This window comes from Caldimonas taiwanensis NBRC 104434 (assembly GCF_001592165.1).
Taxonomy (GTDB): domain Bacteria; phylum Pseudomonadota; class Gammaproteobacteria; order Burkholderiales; family Burkholderiaceae_C; genus Caldimonas; species Caldimonas manganoxidans.
Genome location: NZ_BCWK01000005.1, coordinates 92,909 through 109,521 on the forward strand (window position 1 = coordinate 92,909; position 16,613 = coordinate 109,521).

Sequence of the window (16,613 nt, forward strand, 5' to 3'; positions counted from 1 at the left end):
TCCCTCCTGTCAGCCCGGCCGCCCGTCGGCCCGTGGACGGCCATACCAGCGGCCATAACGCAGGCTCCAACTCACAGCCACGACCTCCCACACGAACGCGGCCACACCCACCAGCTCGGTCGAACCGTTCCAGTGGGTGGCCCCGATCAGGCGCAGCACCACCGCAGCCTGCAGGCCCCAGAACAGGCCCCAGGCGATGTTGTCGGCCGCCAGCGTGCGTCCGCCATGCCCACAGGACACGCGTGTGGCCATGGCCAGGAGGATGGAGCCCAGGAAGCCGAGCGTCAGGGCATGCAGTGCCGCAAGGCTGAGATCCAGGCTGCGATCACTCACCCACCAAAGGGCTTGTGACAGGGCCTGTAGCACCAGGGCCACCCCCAGCCAGACGAAGCCCAAGTGCAGCATGGCCAGCAGTCGCACCTTCAGGCTTTGCACCAGACCCCAGCGCACGGCCAGCCACAAGGCGCCTGCCCCGGCGCACAGGTTGAAACCCACAGCAAACGCCGTGCCCAGGTCGGACGCACGCGCCCAGGGCCCGAGCAAGGGCTGGGCACCAAGCACGGCCAGCCAGACCCACAGTAGCCACATTGGCCGCCAGGCATCGAGCACCGGCAGGGCCGCCGCCGTGAAGAAGGGAATCATGCGGTGCAGCACGGCCGCGTACACCGGCGCGATGAACCACCACAAGCCCACCCCCAGGGCCGCCAGGCTCCAGCCAGGTTCGTCCATGGCCAATCCCGCCGCGGCGGCCCACAGGCTCGCCACGCCGATGATGCTGGCCCCCAGTACCACCTTCGCGTGCGCGCGGTCGGGCACGCGGCTTGCGCGCACCAGGCCCGCAAACTGCCAGGTGAACTCGGTCCAGCCCCAGGCCACGGCGCCCAGGCCAATCGCCGCCAAGGGTGCCAGTGTGTGCACCCCCATCAGGAAGACAGCCCAACCACTCAGGCTGGCCAACAGCGGCGACAGCATCCGCCGTGCCGCCACCGGCGGCAGGCCCAGCCACTTCGGTCCGGCGGTGAAGAGAAAACCCGTGAAGAAGAGTGGCATGAAGCCAAAGCCCATGAGCAGCGCATGGGCGAGGCTCGGCGACAGGGCCCACGGCAGCGCGGGCCCATGGCCCAAGCGCGCCGCCAGCACGAGCAGCCACCACACGGCGCTTACCGACAGCATCACCGCACCAGCAAAAAAGCCCAAACGGTGGGGGGAAGCCAGCAGCCAGGACCATTGCCAACGCGAACGCTGGCGTTCCAGCGGTGAAGGATGGGGACTTGCGATCAGAGACTGATTGGGAGTGAAACGCATGCCGGCTCCTCGTCTCAGGCCACAGCAGTTGACGGTGTCAGCAGACGCTCGACCAGATCCGCGCACGCTGCGGATCTGGTCACCAAAAGGCAGGGACCACACCTCGAAAGACGAGACCCATTTTCACGTCGTCGCGCAGGGCGGCCGCCAGCTCTGGTGGTCCTTGCAGAACCGGCCATCGCACGTGCCAGCAGGCCGGCCACGCTGCCGGCCAACGCGGGTCCGACGGAAGACGAGACTTCTGACATGGACGCACCTCTTGATGGAGGTGTGAAGGTACGCGGCCCCTGCCGGCAGGGTATTGACCCTGCTCAATGGAACATCGTCAATGCAGCACAAGCACGGGCAGTTTCGTGCGCGACATCAGGTTCTTGGTGTGCGAGCCCCACAGGAGCTCTCCGAAGACACCGCGGCCGTGCGTGACCATCACAATGAGATCGCACTGGTGTTGGACTGCAGCATCGACGATGGCATCCTCGACGTTGTTGGCCTGCACACTCACGCGCTGGAAGGGCACTCCCGCCTCGGCAGCAAGACGCTCGAAGCGACCGAGCACTTCGTCGGCATGTGCACGCACCGATTCGTCATGGGTCTTGGTGATGCGCTGGTAAGCATAACCTTCGCCAATGCTAGCGGGGGGTGGGGCAAAGGGCTCGACGATGAAGCCGGTCACACGGGCCCCCAGGCGCCTGGCCAGGGTCAGGCCGGCGTGCATGGCCTTGTCGCTGAGGTCGCCGCCATCGACGGGTACGAGCAAATGATCGAACATAGGAAACCTCCGTCCGAGCCCGCCTTGGGCCCTCGGAAACACTCTATGCCGGGCACCCCAGCCGCGGCTTGCTCCACGTCAAGCCCGCGGTCAACGGGACGGGTGCAGTCGGCTGTCGATCTCGTTAAAGCACACGTCCTGCTCGGCCGGTACGTACGGCCCGGTACCGCTGTGCTCGGACCGCGAGGCCGGCACGAAGCCACCAACCCGCACGTCGAACACATGCACCTCGCCGTCCTCGATCACGTAGTGCCATCCATGCAGCGTGATCTTTCCGGACTCGACCCGTGAACGCACCATCGGATAGTCCATCAGGCGCTCGAGTTGCAGCACCACGGCACGCTGCTCGGTGCGGCGCAGGGCTTCGGGGCTGGGCTGCACCGGCAGGGCCGCCTCACGGGCCAGGTCGAGCCAGCGGGCCAGGTTGGGGGCTTCGGGCGAGATCTCCTCGTACAAGGCCTTCATGGCGCCGCAATGGCTGTGGCCGCACACCACGATGCGCGACACATGCAGATTGAGCACGGCAAATTCGATGGCTGCGGTCGTGCCATGGTGTCCATGGCTGCCGTCGTACGGCGGTACCAGCGCGCCCACGTTGCGCACGATGAACAGCTCGCCCGGTCCTGCCCCGGTGAGCAAGTAAGGCACGAGCCGGGAGTCCGAGCAGCCGATGAACAGCGTGGTGGGATGCTGCCCCTGGTCCACCAAGTCGCGAAACCGCGCCTGATGCCGAGGGAAGTAGTCGTCGTGGAAACGACGCAGGCGGGCGATCAGCTCGTCGGGCATGGCCGCACTCCCCTGCTCCCTACTGCACCAGGGGCGTTTCGGCGGCGTCGAGCACCACCCCGACGAGTTCGGCCTGACCCGCCAGCAGACGCAGGTACTGGCGCAGCGCGGTCACGTAGGCCTGCTGCTGCAATGCCAGGCGCACGGCGCCGCGCACCCTCTCGAAAGGCTGGGGGCGGCCGACCTGGCGCTGCAGCACCTCCACCACATGCAGGCCGAAGCGGCTGTGCACCAGGCGGGGCAGCACACCCACCTCGGTGTGCCCGAAGATCTCGCGGGCGAACTCGGGGGCGCAGTCGGCCGCGCGCAGCCACCCCTCGTCGTCACCGATCACGCCGCCTTGCACACTGCTGGGGCAGTTCGACCATTCCTGCGCCGCCTGGGCAAAGCGCCGATCCCGATCGGCCTCGGTCTGACCTTCGTCATGGCAGCGCAGCTCCAGCAGCACGCTCTCGGCCTTTAGGCGCAGGGCCTTCACGTCCACGCCGGGCGTCACGGCGAACAGGATGTGGCGGGCGCGCACCCGCTCGCCTTCACGGTACTGGGCGGCGTGGGCCTCATAGTGGCGCCGCAGCGCTTCCTCCGAGGGTTCGGGCAGCGCCAGCTCGCGTTCGAGTAGGGCCTCGATCGCCGCGCTGGCCGCTTCGCTGATCACGCCGTCGGTGCCCGGTTCGTCAGCAGCGTCGAGCAAGCCGGCAGCCTGCGCGGCCTGCCGCAGCAGCTCGGTGCAGGCCCGTTGGCGCAGCACATCGGGCGGCAGCGCCTCGCCGGGGGCATGGAGCGGCCGGCCGTTGACGCGGGCCATGAGGCCCAAGGTGTCGGTGGTCATTGCATCGTCTCCTTCAGGCCAAGGGGCGGCGTGCCGGGGTATGGTGTTCGGCCGGCAGGTTCAGACGGCGCGAGCGCACTACCTGGTAAGGCCGCAGCAGGTAGGCGATGGCGCCGAAACCGCTCCACACATGCACCAGGCGGGTGAACGGGAAAATCAAGAACATCGTCATGCCCAGCAGCATGTGGGCCCGGAAGACCCAGGAGATGTCAGCCATCAGCTCGGCAGCGCCGGGACGGAAAGTGACGATGCGCTGGGCCCACTCGGCCAGCACCAGCATCACGCTGCCGTCCAGGTGCTGGGCCGACAGCGGCACGGTGGCCAGGCCGAGCACGAGCTGCACCCACAGCAGCCACAACAGCACGATGTCACTGATCTTGGACGTGGCGCGAATGCGCGGGTCCGACAGGCGGCGGTGCAGCAGCAGGCTCACGCCGATGAGGGCCAGCACGCCGGCGATGCCGCCCGCGGTCATCGCCAGCACCTGCTTGGTACCCGCACTCATGAAGGGCTCGTACAGGAAGTGCGGCGTGAGCATGCCCACGAAGTGGCCGAAGAAGAGGAAGAGCACCCCAGCGTGGAAAAGGTTACTGCCCCAGCGCAACTGGCCAGCGCGCAGCAGTTGTGAAGAATCGCTCTTCCAGGTGTACTGGTCGCGGTCGAATCGCAGCAAGCTGCCGACGAAGAACACTCCCAGGCAGATGTAAGGGTAAATGCCGAAGGCGAAGAAGTCGAGGGTGGCTTTCATGCACGTGCTCCTTGAGAAGGTGCCGGCTTGCGAACGATGTGAATGGGCTGGGGCTGGCCCGGACGGTTCTGGCCCTGGGTGGCGCAACCATCAAAGGCTGGGGGCTCGGCCCAGGCGTCGTCCAGGTCTTCTTCGGGCGGCAGGGCCACCTGCTGGACCGGCTCGCCCGCCATCTCCAACACCGCAGCAATCGCCGCCGCGTAGGGGCTTTTCCGCTGCACGAGTGCGCTGTGCAAGGCGTTCAGGATGTGCGCCATCTCGCCGAGGAAATCCCGCGCCACCGCCGCCTCCTGCATGGCGGCGAATTCCAGGATCACGGGCAGGTAATCGGGCAGTTCGCCAGGGACCAGGTAGAGGCCAGCCTGCTCGTAGGTCTGCAGCAAGTCCACCATCGCCGGGCCACGGTCTCGCGAGTCTCCGTGCACGTGCTCGAACAAGTGCAGCGAGGTCGCGCGGCCCCGGTCGAAGGTGTCCACGTACCGGGCCTCGACCTCGAAGGCGTCGCCGCAGCGCAATTGCCGGATCAGGGCCTGCAGGCCGGCACGGACTTCTTTGCTGAGTGCGGACTCCTCGGTGATCACTGCCTCGATCTCGTCGAGGCCAGTGCGCAGCGTGTGGTCCGGATAGCCCAGCAGACAGGCCACTGCACGGCAGCTTCGGGAAGGAAAGCGTTTCATCGTGGGTCTCCTGCGCTCAGAGGGTGGCCTTGATGGGGATGGTGCGCTTCTTCTTGCCGCCGAAAAGGCTGGCCTCGGTAACGCCATCGGAGCAACCGTTGCCAAAGGAGAAGCCGCAGCCGCCACGCAGGTCGAAGGCGTTTTCGGCGTACTCGCGGTGCGTGGTCGGAATGACGAAGCGGTCTTCGTAGTTGGCGATCGCCATCACGTGGTACATGTCTTCGGCCGTGGCCTGGTCGATGCCCACCTGCTGCAGCGCGGTCGTGTTGATGCGCCCTTGCACATGCTTCTCGCGCTGGTAGGCGCGCATGGCCAGCATGCGTTCCAGCGCACGCACCACGGGTGCTGTCTCACCGGCGGTCAGCAGGTTGGCGAGGTAGCGCACGGGAATGCGCAGCTGGTTGACGTCGGGGATCTCGCCGTTGATACCGATGTCGCCCGCGTTGGCCGCGGCCGCGATCGGTGACAAGGGCGGCACGTACCACACCATCGGCAGGGTGCGGTACTCGGGGTGCAGAGGCAGGGCCACCTTCCAGTCCACGGCCATCTTGTAGACGGGGCTGTTGCGTGCGGCCTCCAGCCAGGCCTCGGGAATGCCGTCGGCGCGGGCCTGCTCGATCACCTTGGGGTCGTTGGGATCGAGGAAGATGTCGAGCTGGGCCTGGTAGAGGTCGCGGTCGTGCTCGACGCTGGCGGCCTGCTCGATGCGATCGGCGTCATACAGCAGCACCCCCAGGTAGCGGATGCGGCCCACGCAGGTTTCGGAGCACACCGTGGGCTGGCCGGCCTCGATGCGGGGGTAGCAGAAGATGCACTTCTCGGCCTTGCCGGTCTGCCAGTTGTAGTAGATCTTCTTGTAGGGGCAGCCCGAGACGCACATGCGCCAGCCGCGACACTTGTCCTGGTCGATCAGGACGATGCCGTCCTCCTCGCGCTTGTAGATCGAGCCCGAGGGGCAGGAGGCCACGCACGCCGGGTTGAGACAATGCTCGCACAGGCGCGGCAGGTACATCATGAAGGTGTTCTCGAACTGGCCGTAGATGTCCTTCTGCACCTCGTCGAAGTTTTTGTCCTTCGAGCGCTTGGCGAATTCGCCGCCGAGGATCTCTTCCCAGTTCGGGCCCCATTCGATCTTCTCCATGCGTTGGCCCGTGATGAGGCTGCGCGGACGCGCCACGGGCGCCGCCTTCGATTCCGGCGCCGACTGCAGGTGGTCGTAGTCGAAGGTAAAGGGCTCGTAGTAGTCGTCGATCTCTGGCAGGTGGGGGTTGGCGAAGATGCGCATGAGCAGCTTCCACTTGCCACCCTGGCGCGGCTCGATGCTGCCGTTGCTCTTGCGGACCCAGCCGCCATGCCACTTGTCCTGGTTTTCCCACTCCTTGGGGTAGCCGATGCCGGGTTTGGTCTCGACGTTGTTGAACCAGGCGTACTCCATGCCCGGTCGGTTCGTCCAGACGTTCTTGCAGGTGACGGAACAGGTATGGCAACCGATGCACTTGTCCAGGTTGAGGACCATGCCGATCTGTGCGCGGACTTTCATCGCAGGTATCTCCTTCTTCTCAGTCGGCGGTCGCCGGGGTCTCGTCGTCGAGCCAGTCGATGCGCTTCATCTTGCGCACTACCACGAACTCGTCACGGTTGGTGCCAATCGTCCCGTAGTAGTTGAAACCGTAGCTCTGCTGTGCATACCCGCCGATCATGTGCGTGGGCTTGGTGACGATGCGTGTCACCGAGTTGTGGATGCCGCCCCGCTGGCCCGTGATCTCGCTGCCCGGGGTGTTGATGGTCTTTTCCTGGGCGTGATACATCATCACCATGCCCGGGTTGACGCGCTGGCTCACCACCGCGCGCGCCGCGATCGCACCGTTGGCGTTGAAGAGTTCGACCCAATCGTTGTCGACGATGCCGGCGCGCTTGGCGTCATCCTCGCTCAGCCAGATCACCGGTCCGCCCCGGTTGAGCGTGAGCATCATCAGGTTGTCGCTGTAGGTGGAGTGGATGCCCCACTTCTGGTGCGGCGTGATGAAGTTGAGCGTGATCTCCGGGTGGCCGTTGGGCTTGCGGTTCATCACCTCGTCCACCGTTTTCAGGTTCACCGGCGGTCGGTAGCTTGAAAAGCCTTCGCCAAAGGCGATCATCCAGGGGTGGTCCTGGTAGAACTGCTGCCGGCCGGTGAGCGTGCGCCAGGGAATCAGTTCGTGCACGTTGGTGTAGCCGGCGTTGTAGCTGACCTTCTCGCTCTCCAGGCCCGACCACGTGGGCGAGCTGATGATCTTGCGCGGCTGGGCCTGGATGTCGCGGAAGCGGATCTTCTCGTCCTCTCGGTGCAGCGCCAGGTGGGCATGTTCGCGGCCTGTGATCTTGGACAGGGCCTCCCAGGCCTTCACGGCGACATGGCCGTTGGTCTCGGGTGCGAGCATCATCACCACCTCGGTGGCATCGATGTCGGTCTCGATCTTCGGCATGCCTCGCGTCACACCTTCTTCATGCACCTTGCCGTTCAGTTCGGCCAGTTGCCGCACTTCCTCGGCCGTGTTCCAGGCGATGCCCTTGCCGCCGTTGCCCAACTTCTCCATCAGCGGCCCCAGGGCCGTGAAACGCTTGTAGGTGTTGGGGTAGTCGCGCTCGACGACCATGATCTGCGGCGCGGTCTTGCCCGGGATCAGATCACACTGACCCTTCTTCCATTCCTGCACATCGAAGGGTTGGGCCAGCTCGGCCGGCGTGTCATGCATCAGCGGTGTGAGCACCACTTCCTTCTCCACCCCCAGGTGGCCCACGCAGACCTCGCTGAACTTCTTTGCAATACCCTTGTAGATCTCCCAGTCGGAGCGGGCCTGCCAGGCCGGGTCCACCGCTGCAGACAGCGGGTGGATGAAGGGATGCATGTCGCTGGTGTTGAGGTCGTTCTTTTCGTACCAGGTGGCCGTGGGCAGCACGATGTCAGAGTAGAGGCAGGTCGTGCTCATGCGGAAGTCGAGCGTGACCAACAAGTCCAGCTTGCCTTCGGGTGCCTGCGCGTGCCAAGCCACTTCCTTCGGCTTGGCATCGTCGGGCCCCAGGTCCTTGCCCTGCACACCATGGGCGGTGCCCAAAAGGTGCTTGAGGAAGTATTCGTGGCCCTTGCCGGAGGAGCCCAGCAGGTTGGATCGCCACACGAAGAGGTTGCGCGGCCAGTTGTTGGGGTGATCCGGATCCTCGCAGCTCATCTTGAGCGCACCGCTCTTGAGCGAGTCCACCACATAGTCCTTGGTGTCCTGGCCCGCGGCCTGGGCATCCCGCACCACCTGCAATGGGTTGGTTTGCAGTTGCGGTGCGCTGGGCAGCCAGCCCATGCGCTCGGCACGCACGTTGAAGTCGATCAGGCTACCCTGGAACTGGGCTTTGTCGGCCAGTGGTGAAAGCACCTCTTCCACCCCCAGCTTCTCGTAGCGCCACTGGTCGGTATGCGCATAGAAGAAGCTGGTGGAGTTCTGCTGGCGTGGCGGGCGAATCCAGTCCAGCGCAAAGGCCAGGGCCGTCCAGCCGGTTTGCGGGCGCAGCTTCTCCTGACCGACGTAGTGCGCCCATCCGCCTCCGCTCTGGCCCACGCACCCGCACAGCATCAGCATGTTGATGATGCCGCGGTAGTTCATGTCACTGTGGTACCAGTGGTTCATCGCCGCGCCAATGATCACCATCGACTTGCCATGCGTCTTGTCGGCGTTGTCGGCAAACTGGCGCGCCACGGCGATCACCAAGTCACGCTTGACCCCGGTGATCTTCTCCTGCCAGGCCGGGGTGTAGGGCACGTTGTCGTCGTACGAACGCGCGGCCGGGGTGCAGCCGCCGGGCCGCCCCAAGGCTGCACCAGCCCCCTCGGGGGGCAGCGAGGCAGCGCCGAGCGTGGGGGCGCCATCCTCGCCCGGCAGGCCGCGCGAGACGCCGTAGTTCGCCGCCAGCAGGTCGAACACCGTGGCCACCAGGACCTCGCGCGGTTCTCCCGCCTTGCCCAGGGTGATGCGCACGGCCGGCACTTTGCGGCGCATCACGTCGCCCGCGGCTTTGTTGGCGGTGAAGTGCGGGGTATCGATACCCCCAAAGTAGGGAAACGCCACGTCCACCACTTCATGGGCCTGTGCGCCTTCTTCCAGCACCGACAGCTTGAGCTTCACTTCGCGGCCGTGGCGAGCCTCCTTGTTCTCGAGGTTCCATCGTCCGGCGTCCGGCCGGCCTTCAGGTCCCCAGCGGAAACCGATGGAGCCATGTGGCAGCACCACCTTGCCCATCTCGTCGAAGGCCACCGTCTTCCATTCGGGGTGGTTGGTCTGTCCGAGCTTGCCGTTGAAGTCGCTGGCACGCACATAGCGGTCGGGCACCAGCGTTTTGCTGCCGTCGGGCAGGGTGTGCTCCTTGAGCTGCACCAGCATCGGCAGGTCGGTATAGCGGCGCGCGTAGTCGTCGAAGTAGCTCGATCGCCTGTCGAAGTAGAACTCTTTCAGGATCACATGCCCCATGGCCATGGCCAGCGCGGCATCCGTGCCCTGCTTGGGGTGCAACCACAGGTCTGCCAGTTTGGAGACCTCGGCATAGTCCGGCGTGATGGCCACGACCTTGGCGCCCTTGTAGCGCACCTCGGTGAAGAAGTGCGCATCGGGGGTGCGCGTCTGGGGCACGTTGGAACCCCAGGCGATCAGGAAGCTGGAGTTGTACCAGTCGGCGCTCTCCGGCACATCGGTCTGCTCTCCCCAGGTCTGGGGACTGGACGGAGGCAGGTCGCAGTACCAGTCATAGAAGCTCATGCAAACGCCGCCGATCAGCGAGAGGTAGCGGCTGCCGGCGGCATACGAGATCATCGACATCGCCGGGATCGGGGAAAAGCCGATGACACGGTCCGGACCGTACTTCTTGATCGTGTAGACATTGGCTGCCGCGATGATCTCGTTGACCTCGTCCCAGGTAGAACGCACGAAGCCCCCAAGACCGCGCTGCTGTTGGTAGTCGCGGCGTTGGGCATCGTTCTCCATAAGACTGGCCCAGGCGTCCACGGGACTTTTGGCCACCGCCTTGGCCGCGCGCCAGTGCTTGAGCAATCGTCCCCTCACCATGGGGTACTTCACCCGGTTGGCGCTGTAGAGGTACCAGGAATAGCTGGCCCCCCGGGCACAGCCGCGCGGCTCGTGGTTGGGCAGATCGGGCCGCGTGCGCGGGTAGTCAGTCTGCTGGGTTTCCCAGGTGACGATGCCGCCCTTGACATAGATCTTCCACGAGCACGAGCCGGTGCAGTTGGTGCCGTGGGTAGAACGCACGATCTTGTCATGGGCCCAACGTCCGCGGTAGGCATCCTCCCAGGTACGGTCTTCACCGGTGGTCACGCCATGGCCGTCGGAGAATTTTTCCTTGGGCAGTTTGAAGTAGGTCAGTCGGTCCAGAAAGTGGCTCATCGGGGGCTCCTTGTTCTGTTCGGTCGATCAGCAGGGCATGGGCGCGTTCTTGCGGCTGTAGTACCACCAGGTGATGGCCACGCAGGTGACGTAGAAAGCGATGAAGACGTACAGCGCGGCTTCAGGTCCGCCCGTCAGAGCGATGGAGGTGCCGTACCCCTTGGGAATGAAGAATCCACCATAAGCCCCCACGGCCGAGCTAAAGCCCAGCACCGCAGCGGCCTCCTTGTTGGCGTCACGCTGCGCCTGTTCCTGGGCCGCGGCCCCTGAACCGGCCGCACGCAGGCGCTCGGTCAGGAAGATGATGGGGATCATCCGGAAGGTCGAGCCGTTACCCACGCCGGATGCCGCGAACAGCACGAGGAAGGCAATCAGGAAGGCGTTGAAGTTGCCAGCGCGCCCCTCCGCGGGCAGGAACTGCAGCACCGCGGCCACGCCCAGCCCCATCACGACAAATGTCCAGAACGTCACACGCGCGCCGCCGAGCTTGTCGGCCAACCAACCGCCGACCGGGCGGATGAGCGCACCCACCAGAGGACCCAGCCAGGCATAGGACAGGGCATTGACCTCGGGAAACTGGCTCTTGATGAGCAATGGGAAGCCTGCCGAGTAGCCGATGAAGCTGCCAAAAGTGCCCACATACAGCCAGCACATCAGCCAGTTGTGCTTGCGCTTGAAGATGACCGCCTGATCGGCGAAAGACGCCTTGGCGTCCTTGAGGTCGTTCATGCCGAACCAGGCCGCAAGCGCCGAAGCCACGATGAATGGCACCCAGATGAAGCCGGCGTTTTGCAACCACATCGGCACCTGCTGACCACCGCGCGTGACCATCGCCGGTTCGCCCCCCAAGGGGCCGAACACCCCGGCAGTGATCACCAGGGGCACGACGAACTGCACCAGCGACACTCCCAGGTTGCCCAGGCCGGCATTCATGCCCAGGGCGTAGCCCTTCTGCGACTTCGGGTAGAAGAAGCTGATGTTGCTCATGCTGGAGGCAAAGTTGCCGCCGCCCAGCCCGCACAGAAGAGCCAGCACCACGAACACCTCGTAAGGTGTGGTCGGGTTCTGCACCGCAAAGCCAATGCCCAGGGCCGGCAGCAGCAGGCTGGCGGTGGAAATCGCTGTCCAGCGCCGCCCGCCGAAGATGGGCACCGCAAACGAGTAGAAGATGCGCAGTGTGGCACCACACAGTGCAGGCAGCGCTGCCAGCCAGAAGAGTTGGTTGGTGCTGAACTTGAAGCCCACAGCGGGCAGGTTGACCACCACCACCGACCACACCATCCACACGGCAAATGCCAGGGTGAGGGCTGGGATGGAGATCCAAAGGTTGCGGCTCGCGATCGCGGCGCCTGTCTGGTTCCAGAACGTCTGGTCCTCTGGGTTCCAGTGTTCGATCACATGAGGAGAAGCCAATTCAGCCTCCATTGAGGGAGTCGGTCAATCAATCAGCTGCGGGGGGCCAGGCCACCGGTGTTGGCACCCAACACCTCGCGGCGACGCACCTCGGTGAAGTACATCCAGATGAGGGACACCCACACCACGCCATACAGCAGCATGAAGGCGCTGGAGCGGATGCCGGTGAGGTCGAGCAACGCGCCGAACATGATGGGCAGGATGAAGCCGCCCAGGCCCCCGGCCAAGCCCACGATGCCCGAGATCGTGCCGATGTTCTGTGGGTACTCGTCGCTGATGTACTTGAAGACGCTGGCCTTGCCAAAGGCCCAGACGATGCCCAGGATGAACATCAATACGGTGAAGGCGTACACATTCAGACCGATCTTGAAGCTGCGCGCACCGTCCACCGTGAGGACCGTGAACTCGGTCTGCGGATAGCTCAGCAGGAACAGGCAGATCCAGCTGACCCACATCACCCACCAGGTGACGCTGTGGGCGCCGTACTTGTCGCTCAGCCAGCCACCAATCGCACGCAGCACACCCCCGGGCAAAGAGAAGCAGGCTGCCAGCAGCGCCGCCACACGGATATCCAGACCATATTCACCCACGTAGTACTGCACCATCCACAGGCTCAGCGCCACGTAACCGCCGAACACGATGCTGTAGTACTGGCAGTACTTCAACACGCGAAGGTCTTTCAGCGCCTTGAGTTGGTCGGTGAACTTGACGTTGCTGGGCGCCAAGTGGCTGGGGTCGCTGTGGCTGAACATCCAGAACAGCACCACCGTGGCGAGCATGATGGCCGCGTACACCTGTGGCACCATGGTCCAGCCGAAAGCCACCAGGATCGCCGGCGCGACGAACTTGTTGACCGCCGCTCCGGAGTTGCCGGCGCCGTACACGCCCATCGCAAAGCCCTGGCGCTGCTTGGGGAACCAGCGCGCCACGTAGGGTGTGCCCACCGAGAACGAGCCGCCGGCCAGGCCGACGAACAAGCCGATGACGAGGAAGTGCCAGAACTGCGTGGCATGGGCCATCAGCCAGATGGCCGGCACGGTGGCGGCCATCAGCAGCGTCATCACGATGCGGCCACCGTAGCGGTCGGTCCAGATCCCCAGCGGCACGCGCACCAGCGAGCCGGTGAGCACCGGCGTGGCCATCAGCAAGCCGAACTGCGTGGCGTTGAGGTCCAGCGCCTTTTTCAGCGGGATGCCGATGACGCCGAACATCATCCACACCATGAAGCACACGGTGAAGGCCAGCGTGCTGACGATCAGCACCGACCAGGCCTTGGACGAGACGGGGGGAATCGTTGCCGATCCTGCTTGGGGGGCCGCCATGGGGATCACTCCTTGCTTTTCTCCATGGCAGGCACTGTAGAAAGCGGGCCGGGCCTTGCCTATCCTCCTGCAAGTCATCCTGGACCGTCCCGAAGAACGAGGGTTGTCAGGCCCCCATAGTTCTTCCGAACTATTGTCCGTGTATGTCAGCGCACGCAGCAGGAATGACCGTGCCAGCGTTTGCCGGATCCCATCGCTGAAATCGTTCCAGCCGCACCGCTTCAAGGTTGAACTGCAGCATGCGCTGTGTCCTTGTTGACTTCGTCACTTCCGTCGTCCTTGCGCGTATTCAACCCCTCAGCAAAGGATCCGGTATTCGGGGGCAAGGTCAGCTCCTGGCCGCCCACTGCGGCGGGCACGCGTTCGTCGCGGTCGGTCGACGGTGCTTGCATCGGCTCCATCGTCGCCGCTGTGCAGCGTTTCGGCCAGCGCCCGGGTTCACCCCCATCAAGCGCGCTGGCGCTCGCTGGCGTACACGGCTGCCTGAACGCGTGAGCTCAGGCCCAGCTTGCGCAGGATGTGCTGCACGTGGATCTTGACCGTGGTCTCGGCAATGCCCAGTTCCCGGGCGATCTCCTTGTTGCTGGCGCCTCGCGCGATGAGGCCGAGGATCTCTCGCTCGCGCGACGAAAGACTGTCCAGCGGCTCGGGCGGCACTTCGGCCGCGGTCGCGGCAGTCGCGGGCGCGGCATGCAGCGCCTGGAATGCGGCCACGAGCTTGGACGTGAGTTCGGGGCTGACCACCGACTCCCCGGCTACCGTACGCTCGATGGCGCGCACCAGGTCGGGCCCATCGATGGTCTTGAGCACGTAGCCCCGGGCCCCGGCTTTCAACGCAGCCGACAGGACCTGCTCGTCTTCGCTCACGGTGAGCATCAGCACCTGCGCCCTGGGAGCCACCTCCCGCAGTCCGGCCAGGGCATCCACACCCTTCACGCCAGGCAGGTGGTTGTCGAGCAAGATGACATCAGGCTGGAGTTCACGTGCTCGGCGCTGGGCCTCGCCGGCATCGCCGGCCTCGCCCACGACTTCTAAATGGTCTTCCTGAGCGAGCAATGCCACCAGCCCGCGACGAAACAGCACGTGGTCATCGACAACCAGCAGGCGGATGAGAGACGGGGTCTTGGACATGGGTCACGAGCGCATCAGGCCGCCAGGGGTTGTGGCGAGGACGGCGGCAGCGTCAGGGTCACGCAGGTACCCTTCCCAGGCTCAGCCTGCACCGTCACGGTGGCCCCGATGCGAGCGGCACGTTCGCGCATGATGCGCAGGCCGACATGGGTCTCGTCCGGTCGCTGCCCATCGGTGTCGAATCCCACCCCATCGTCACGCACCGTGAAGCGCCAGACCGGAGCCTGCTCCACGTCCACCCATACTTCACGGGCGTGCGCATGCTTGCGCACATTCGACAAGGCTTCCTGCACCACGTGCAGCACCTGGATCTGCACATCGGCATCTAGGGGCAAGCCATGGCCGTGCATCGCCAGGTGAGCGCGCAGGCCGCTTTGGTGTTCGAACTTCTGCAAGGTGGTACGCAAGGCGGGTTCGATGCTCTCGCCATTGGCCCGCGTGCGAAAGTGCAGCAGCAACTCACGCACGTCGTTATAGCTCTCACGCACACCGGCATCGAGCTCGCAGAGCACCCGCTCGACACCCGGCTCGTCACCGCGCCGCATGGCATCTCGCAGCAGCTGGACCTGAATCTTCAGAAACGCCAGCGACTGGGCGATGGAGTCATGCAGTTCCTGCGCGAGCAGGCTGCGCTCCTGAGCCACGGCTGCTTCCTTACCCAGCGCCTCGGCCCGCAGGCCCTCCATCGCACCGGCCAGATGGGCTGCGAGGGCTTCCAGCAAGGATCGTTCATCGTCACCCAGGGTCGTCTCCTCCCGGAAGAAGATGTCCACTTCGCCCAGCAGGCGGTGCTGCAGGCGCACGGGCACCGACACCAGGGTCTGGTACCCGGCCTGGGCGCAGTGTTCAAGCACAGGCTGCGCCACGTTGGCCGGGCGTACCTTGATGGGAATGATGCGCGTGGCCGCGCCTTCTAGGGCCTGGCCACAATGGCAGCTCCCGGTCTGAACGCACTGCTCCTGTTCCGTCATGAAATGAGGCAGGCAGTCACCTGCCAACAGCAGGTAGCGCTGGTTGGCCTCGTCAGACCAGCGCACAGCCACCGCATCGGCCCGCGCGATGCGTCGCACCTGTTGGGCAAACTGCCGCGCGAGTTCATCCAAGCTGGTGGCCTCGGCCATCATGGCGCTGGTTTCGTACAGCGCAGCCAGACGCTCACGCTGCTGCTGTAGCCGCGCGGTCTTTTCGGCCACCTTGTTCTCGAGATTGGCATACAAGGCCTGCAGCGTCTCGGCCATGCGGTTGAAGCCCTGCGCCAGTTGGTCGAACTCGGCACTGGATCGCTCCTCCACACGCACGGCGAAATCCTGGGCCTGCACCCGCTTCAGGCCCTGCTGCAGGCGGTTCACGGGATTGAGCACCAGGAGGTATCCCGCATACATCATCGCAATACCCACCATCAGCGCCAGCGCCAGAATGCCCAGCTGCACGGCATGCAAGATGGCGGTCCACAGCGAGAGCTGGTATTCGATACCCGCCACGAAGCCATCGATGGCAGCCACGAAGCGATCCACGTCCGTGGTGCGGCCAGGGAGCTGCCCTCCGGTTCGCCAGTACTCCCGCAGGAGCGTCCACTGGCTCTGCACGGATTCGAAACTCTCGCGCGTGGCCTGGCTCCAGGGTACAAACAGCGGGCGGGAAGGATCGCCGGCGCGCAGCAGCGCCAGTCCCTCGTCGAAGCGCTGCAGCCGATCCTCGATCTGGGCGGCCGGCACCCGGCGCTCGACCTCCAGCGCCAGCTGGTAGCTCTTCATGCGCAGCCGCCCCGCCTCGTTGACGGCCGCGGCCCCTCCTTCGATCTGCCAGGTGATCCACAGCGTCAGGCCAATGGACGTGAGCGCAGCCAGCAGGAAGCCCGTGCACAACAGCACGAGCTTGGTGGCCAAGGTCCAGGGGCGGTGTCTCATGACGCCACTCTAGGCAAGGTGGTGCCAGCACGGCTTGACTCAGGTCAAGTCGCCAAATCCCCGTCAGGCGGAAGCCGATTTTGCGCCCATGTGCGGGCCAGGCGGCCCACAAGCCGGGCCTGCTAGCGGGCCCGCAGGGGCAACCACGGCCAACAAAATCGTGCAGTTGATGCCCACACGACCTGCGTCGCTGTCGTGCGGAAACTTGACCAGCGCTTCCCTCGCCAACCCCAAGGCTGGGGGGGGGGTGTCAGGGGTCCCATCCTGGGGTCCTGTGCGGGTGGGGGCTTGCGCGGCCACGGC

13 protein-coding genes are annotated in these 16,613 nt (G+C 65.1%); all 13 read right to left on the bottom strand.

The features are described from left to right. Positions 1–9: 9 nt before the first annotated feature. Positions 10–1,305 carry an NnrS family protein gene (locus tag CTA01S_RS06135; RefSeq protein WP_062193338.1) on the bottom strand — a complete coding sequence of 432 codons (1,296 nt, stop codon included), beginning with the start codon at positions 1,303–1,305 and terminating at the stop codon, positions 10–12. A 325-nt stretch (positions 1,306–1,630) separates the two neighbouring features. Then, on the bottom strand, positions 1,631–2,074 hold the full coding sequence (locus CTA01S_RS06140; RefSeq protein ID WP_062193343.1) for a universal stress protein: 444 nt from the start codon (positions 2,072–2,074) through the stop codon (positions 1,631–1,633). 90 nt (positions 2,075–2,164) lie between these two features. Beyond that, positions 2,165–2,860 (bottom strand): carbonic anhydrase, encoded by a 696-nt coding sequence (locus tag CTA01S_RS06145; RefSeq protein ID WP_062193347.1) that lies wholly within the window; start codon positions 2,858–2,860, stop codon positions 2,165–2,167. A gap of 19 nt (positions 2,861–2,879) precedes the next feature. After that, positions 2,880–3,689 (bottom strand): peptidylprolyl isomerase, encoded by an 810-nt coding sequence (locus CTA01S_RS06150; RefSeq protein WP_062193351.1) that lies wholly within the window; start codon positions 3,687–3,689, stop codon positions 2,880–2,882. Positions 3,690–3,702: 13 nt separating this feature from the next. Continuing rightward, the gene (gene narI / locus CTA01S_RS06155) at positions 3,703–4,437 is read right to left on the bottom strand and encodes a respiratory nitrate reductase subunit gamma (protein WP_062193354.1); all 735 of its coding nucleotides are present in this window, start codon (positions 4,435–4,437) and stop codon (positions 3,703–3,705) included. After that, a complete protein-coding gene (gene narJ, locus CTA01S_RS06160) occupies positions 4,434–5,114 on the bottom strand; it encodes a nitrate reductase molybdenum cofactor assembly chaperone (protein ID WP_062193357.1) in 681 nt (226 codons plus the stop codon). Before narJ ends, narI begins: the two co-directional genes overlap by 4 nt. Positions 5,115–5,130: 16 nt before the next feature. Next, positions 5,131–6,654 carry a nitrate reductase subunit beta gene (gene narH, locus CTA01S_RS06165; protein ID WP_062193360.1) on the bottom strand — a complete coding sequence of 508 codons (1,524 nt, stop codon included), beginning with the start codon at positions 6,652–6,654 and terminating at the stop codon, positions 5,131–5,133. A 19-nt stretch (positions 6,655–6,673) separates the two neighbouring features. Continuing rightward, a complete protein-coding gene (locus CTA01S_RS06170; protein ID WP_062193363.1) occupies positions 6,674–10,537 on the bottom strand; it encodes a nitrate reductase subunit alpha in 3,864 nt (1,287 codons plus the stop codon). Between the two features lie 27 nt (positions 10,538–10,564). Then, entirely contained in the window at positions 10,565–11,950 is a 1,386-nt protein-coding gene (locus CTA01S_RS06175) for a NarK family nitrate/nitrite MFS transporter (RefSeq protein WP_371326082.1), read from the bottom strand. 32 nt (positions 11,951–11,982) lie between these two features. Continuing rightward, the gene (locus tag CTA01S_RS06180; protein ID WP_062193373.1) at positions 11,983–13,272 is read right to left on the bottom strand and encodes an MFS transporter; all 1,290 of its coding nucleotides are present in this window, start codon (positions 13,270–13,272) and stop codon (positions 11,983–11,985) included. A 221-nt stretch (positions 13,273–13,493) separates the two neighbouring features. Beyond that, positions 13,494–13,664 (bottom strand): hypothetical protein, encoded by a 171-nt coding sequence (locus CTA01S_RS16610; protein ID WP_157451309.1) that lies wholly within the window; start codon positions 13,662–13,664, stop codon positions 13,494–13,496. Positions 13,665–13,719: 55 nt separating this feature from the next. Continuing rightward, positions 13,720–14,403, bottom strand: coding sequence for a response regulator (locus tag CTA01S_RS06185; RefSeq protein WP_062193376.1), 684 nt, complete (start codon positions 14,401–14,403; stop codon positions 13,720–13,722). 14 nt (positions 14,404–14,417) lie between these two features. Continuing rightward, positions 14,418–16,310 (bottom strand): type IV pili methyl-accepting chemotaxis transducer N-terminal domain-containing protein, encoded by a 1,893-nt coding sequence (locus CTA01S_RS06190; RefSeq protein WP_026330231.1) that lies wholly within the window; start codon positions 16,308–16,310, stop codon positions 14,418–14,420. Positions 16,311–16,613 lie beyond the last annotated feature (303 nt).

Bases quoted from the DNA above. Each gene is read 5' to 3' on its own strand.
- CTA01S_RS06145 (WP_062193347.1), bottom strand. From the start codon at position 2,860: ATGCCCGACGAGCTGATCGCCCGCCTGCGTCGTTTCCACGACGACTAC.
- CTA01S_RS06185 (WP_062193376.1), bottom strand. From the start codon at position 14,403: ATGTCCAAGACCCCGTCTCTCATCCGCCTGCTGGTTGTCGATGACCAC.
- CTA01S_RS16610 (WP_157451309.1), bottom strand. From the start codon at position 13,664: ATGCAAGCACCGTCGACCGACCGCGACGAACGCGTGCCCGCCGCAGTG.
- narH (WP_062193360.1), bottom strand. From the start codon at position 6,654: ATGAAAGTCCGCGCACAGATCGGCATGGTCCTCAACCTGGACAAGTGC.
- narI (WP_062193354.1), bottom strand. From the start codon at position 4,437: ATGAAAGCCACCCTCGACTTCTTCGCCTTCGGCATTTACCCTTACATC.
- narJ (WP_062193357.1), bottom strand. From the start codon at position 5,114: ATGAAACGCTTTCCTTCCCGAAGCTGCCGTGCAGTGGCCTGTCTGCTG.
- CTA01S_RS06135 (WP_062193338.1), bottom strand. From the start codon at position 1,305: ATGCGTTTCACTCCCAATCAGTCTCTGATCGCAAGTCCCCATCCTTCA.
- CTA01S_RS06180 (WP_062193373.1), bottom strand. From the start codon at position 13,272: ATGGCGGCCCCCCAAGCAGGATCGGCAACGATTCCCCCCGTCTCGTCC.
- CTA01S_RS06170 (WP_062193363.1), bottom strand. From the start codon at position 10,537: ATGAGCCACTTTCTGGACCGACTGACCTACTTCAAACTGCCCAAGGAA.
- CTA01S_RS06150 (WP_062193351.1), bottom strand. From the start codon at position 3,689: ATGACCACCGACACCTTGGGCCTCATGGCCCGCGTCAACGGCCGGCCG.
- CTA01S_RS06140 (WP_062193343.1), bottom strand. From the start codon at position 2,074: ATGTTCGATCATTTGCTCGTACCCGTCGATGGCGGCGACCTCAGCGAC.
- CTA01S_RS06190 (WP_026330231.1), bottom strand. From the start codon at position 16,310: ATGAGACACCGCCCCTGGACCTTGGCCACCAAGCTCGTGCTGTTGTGC.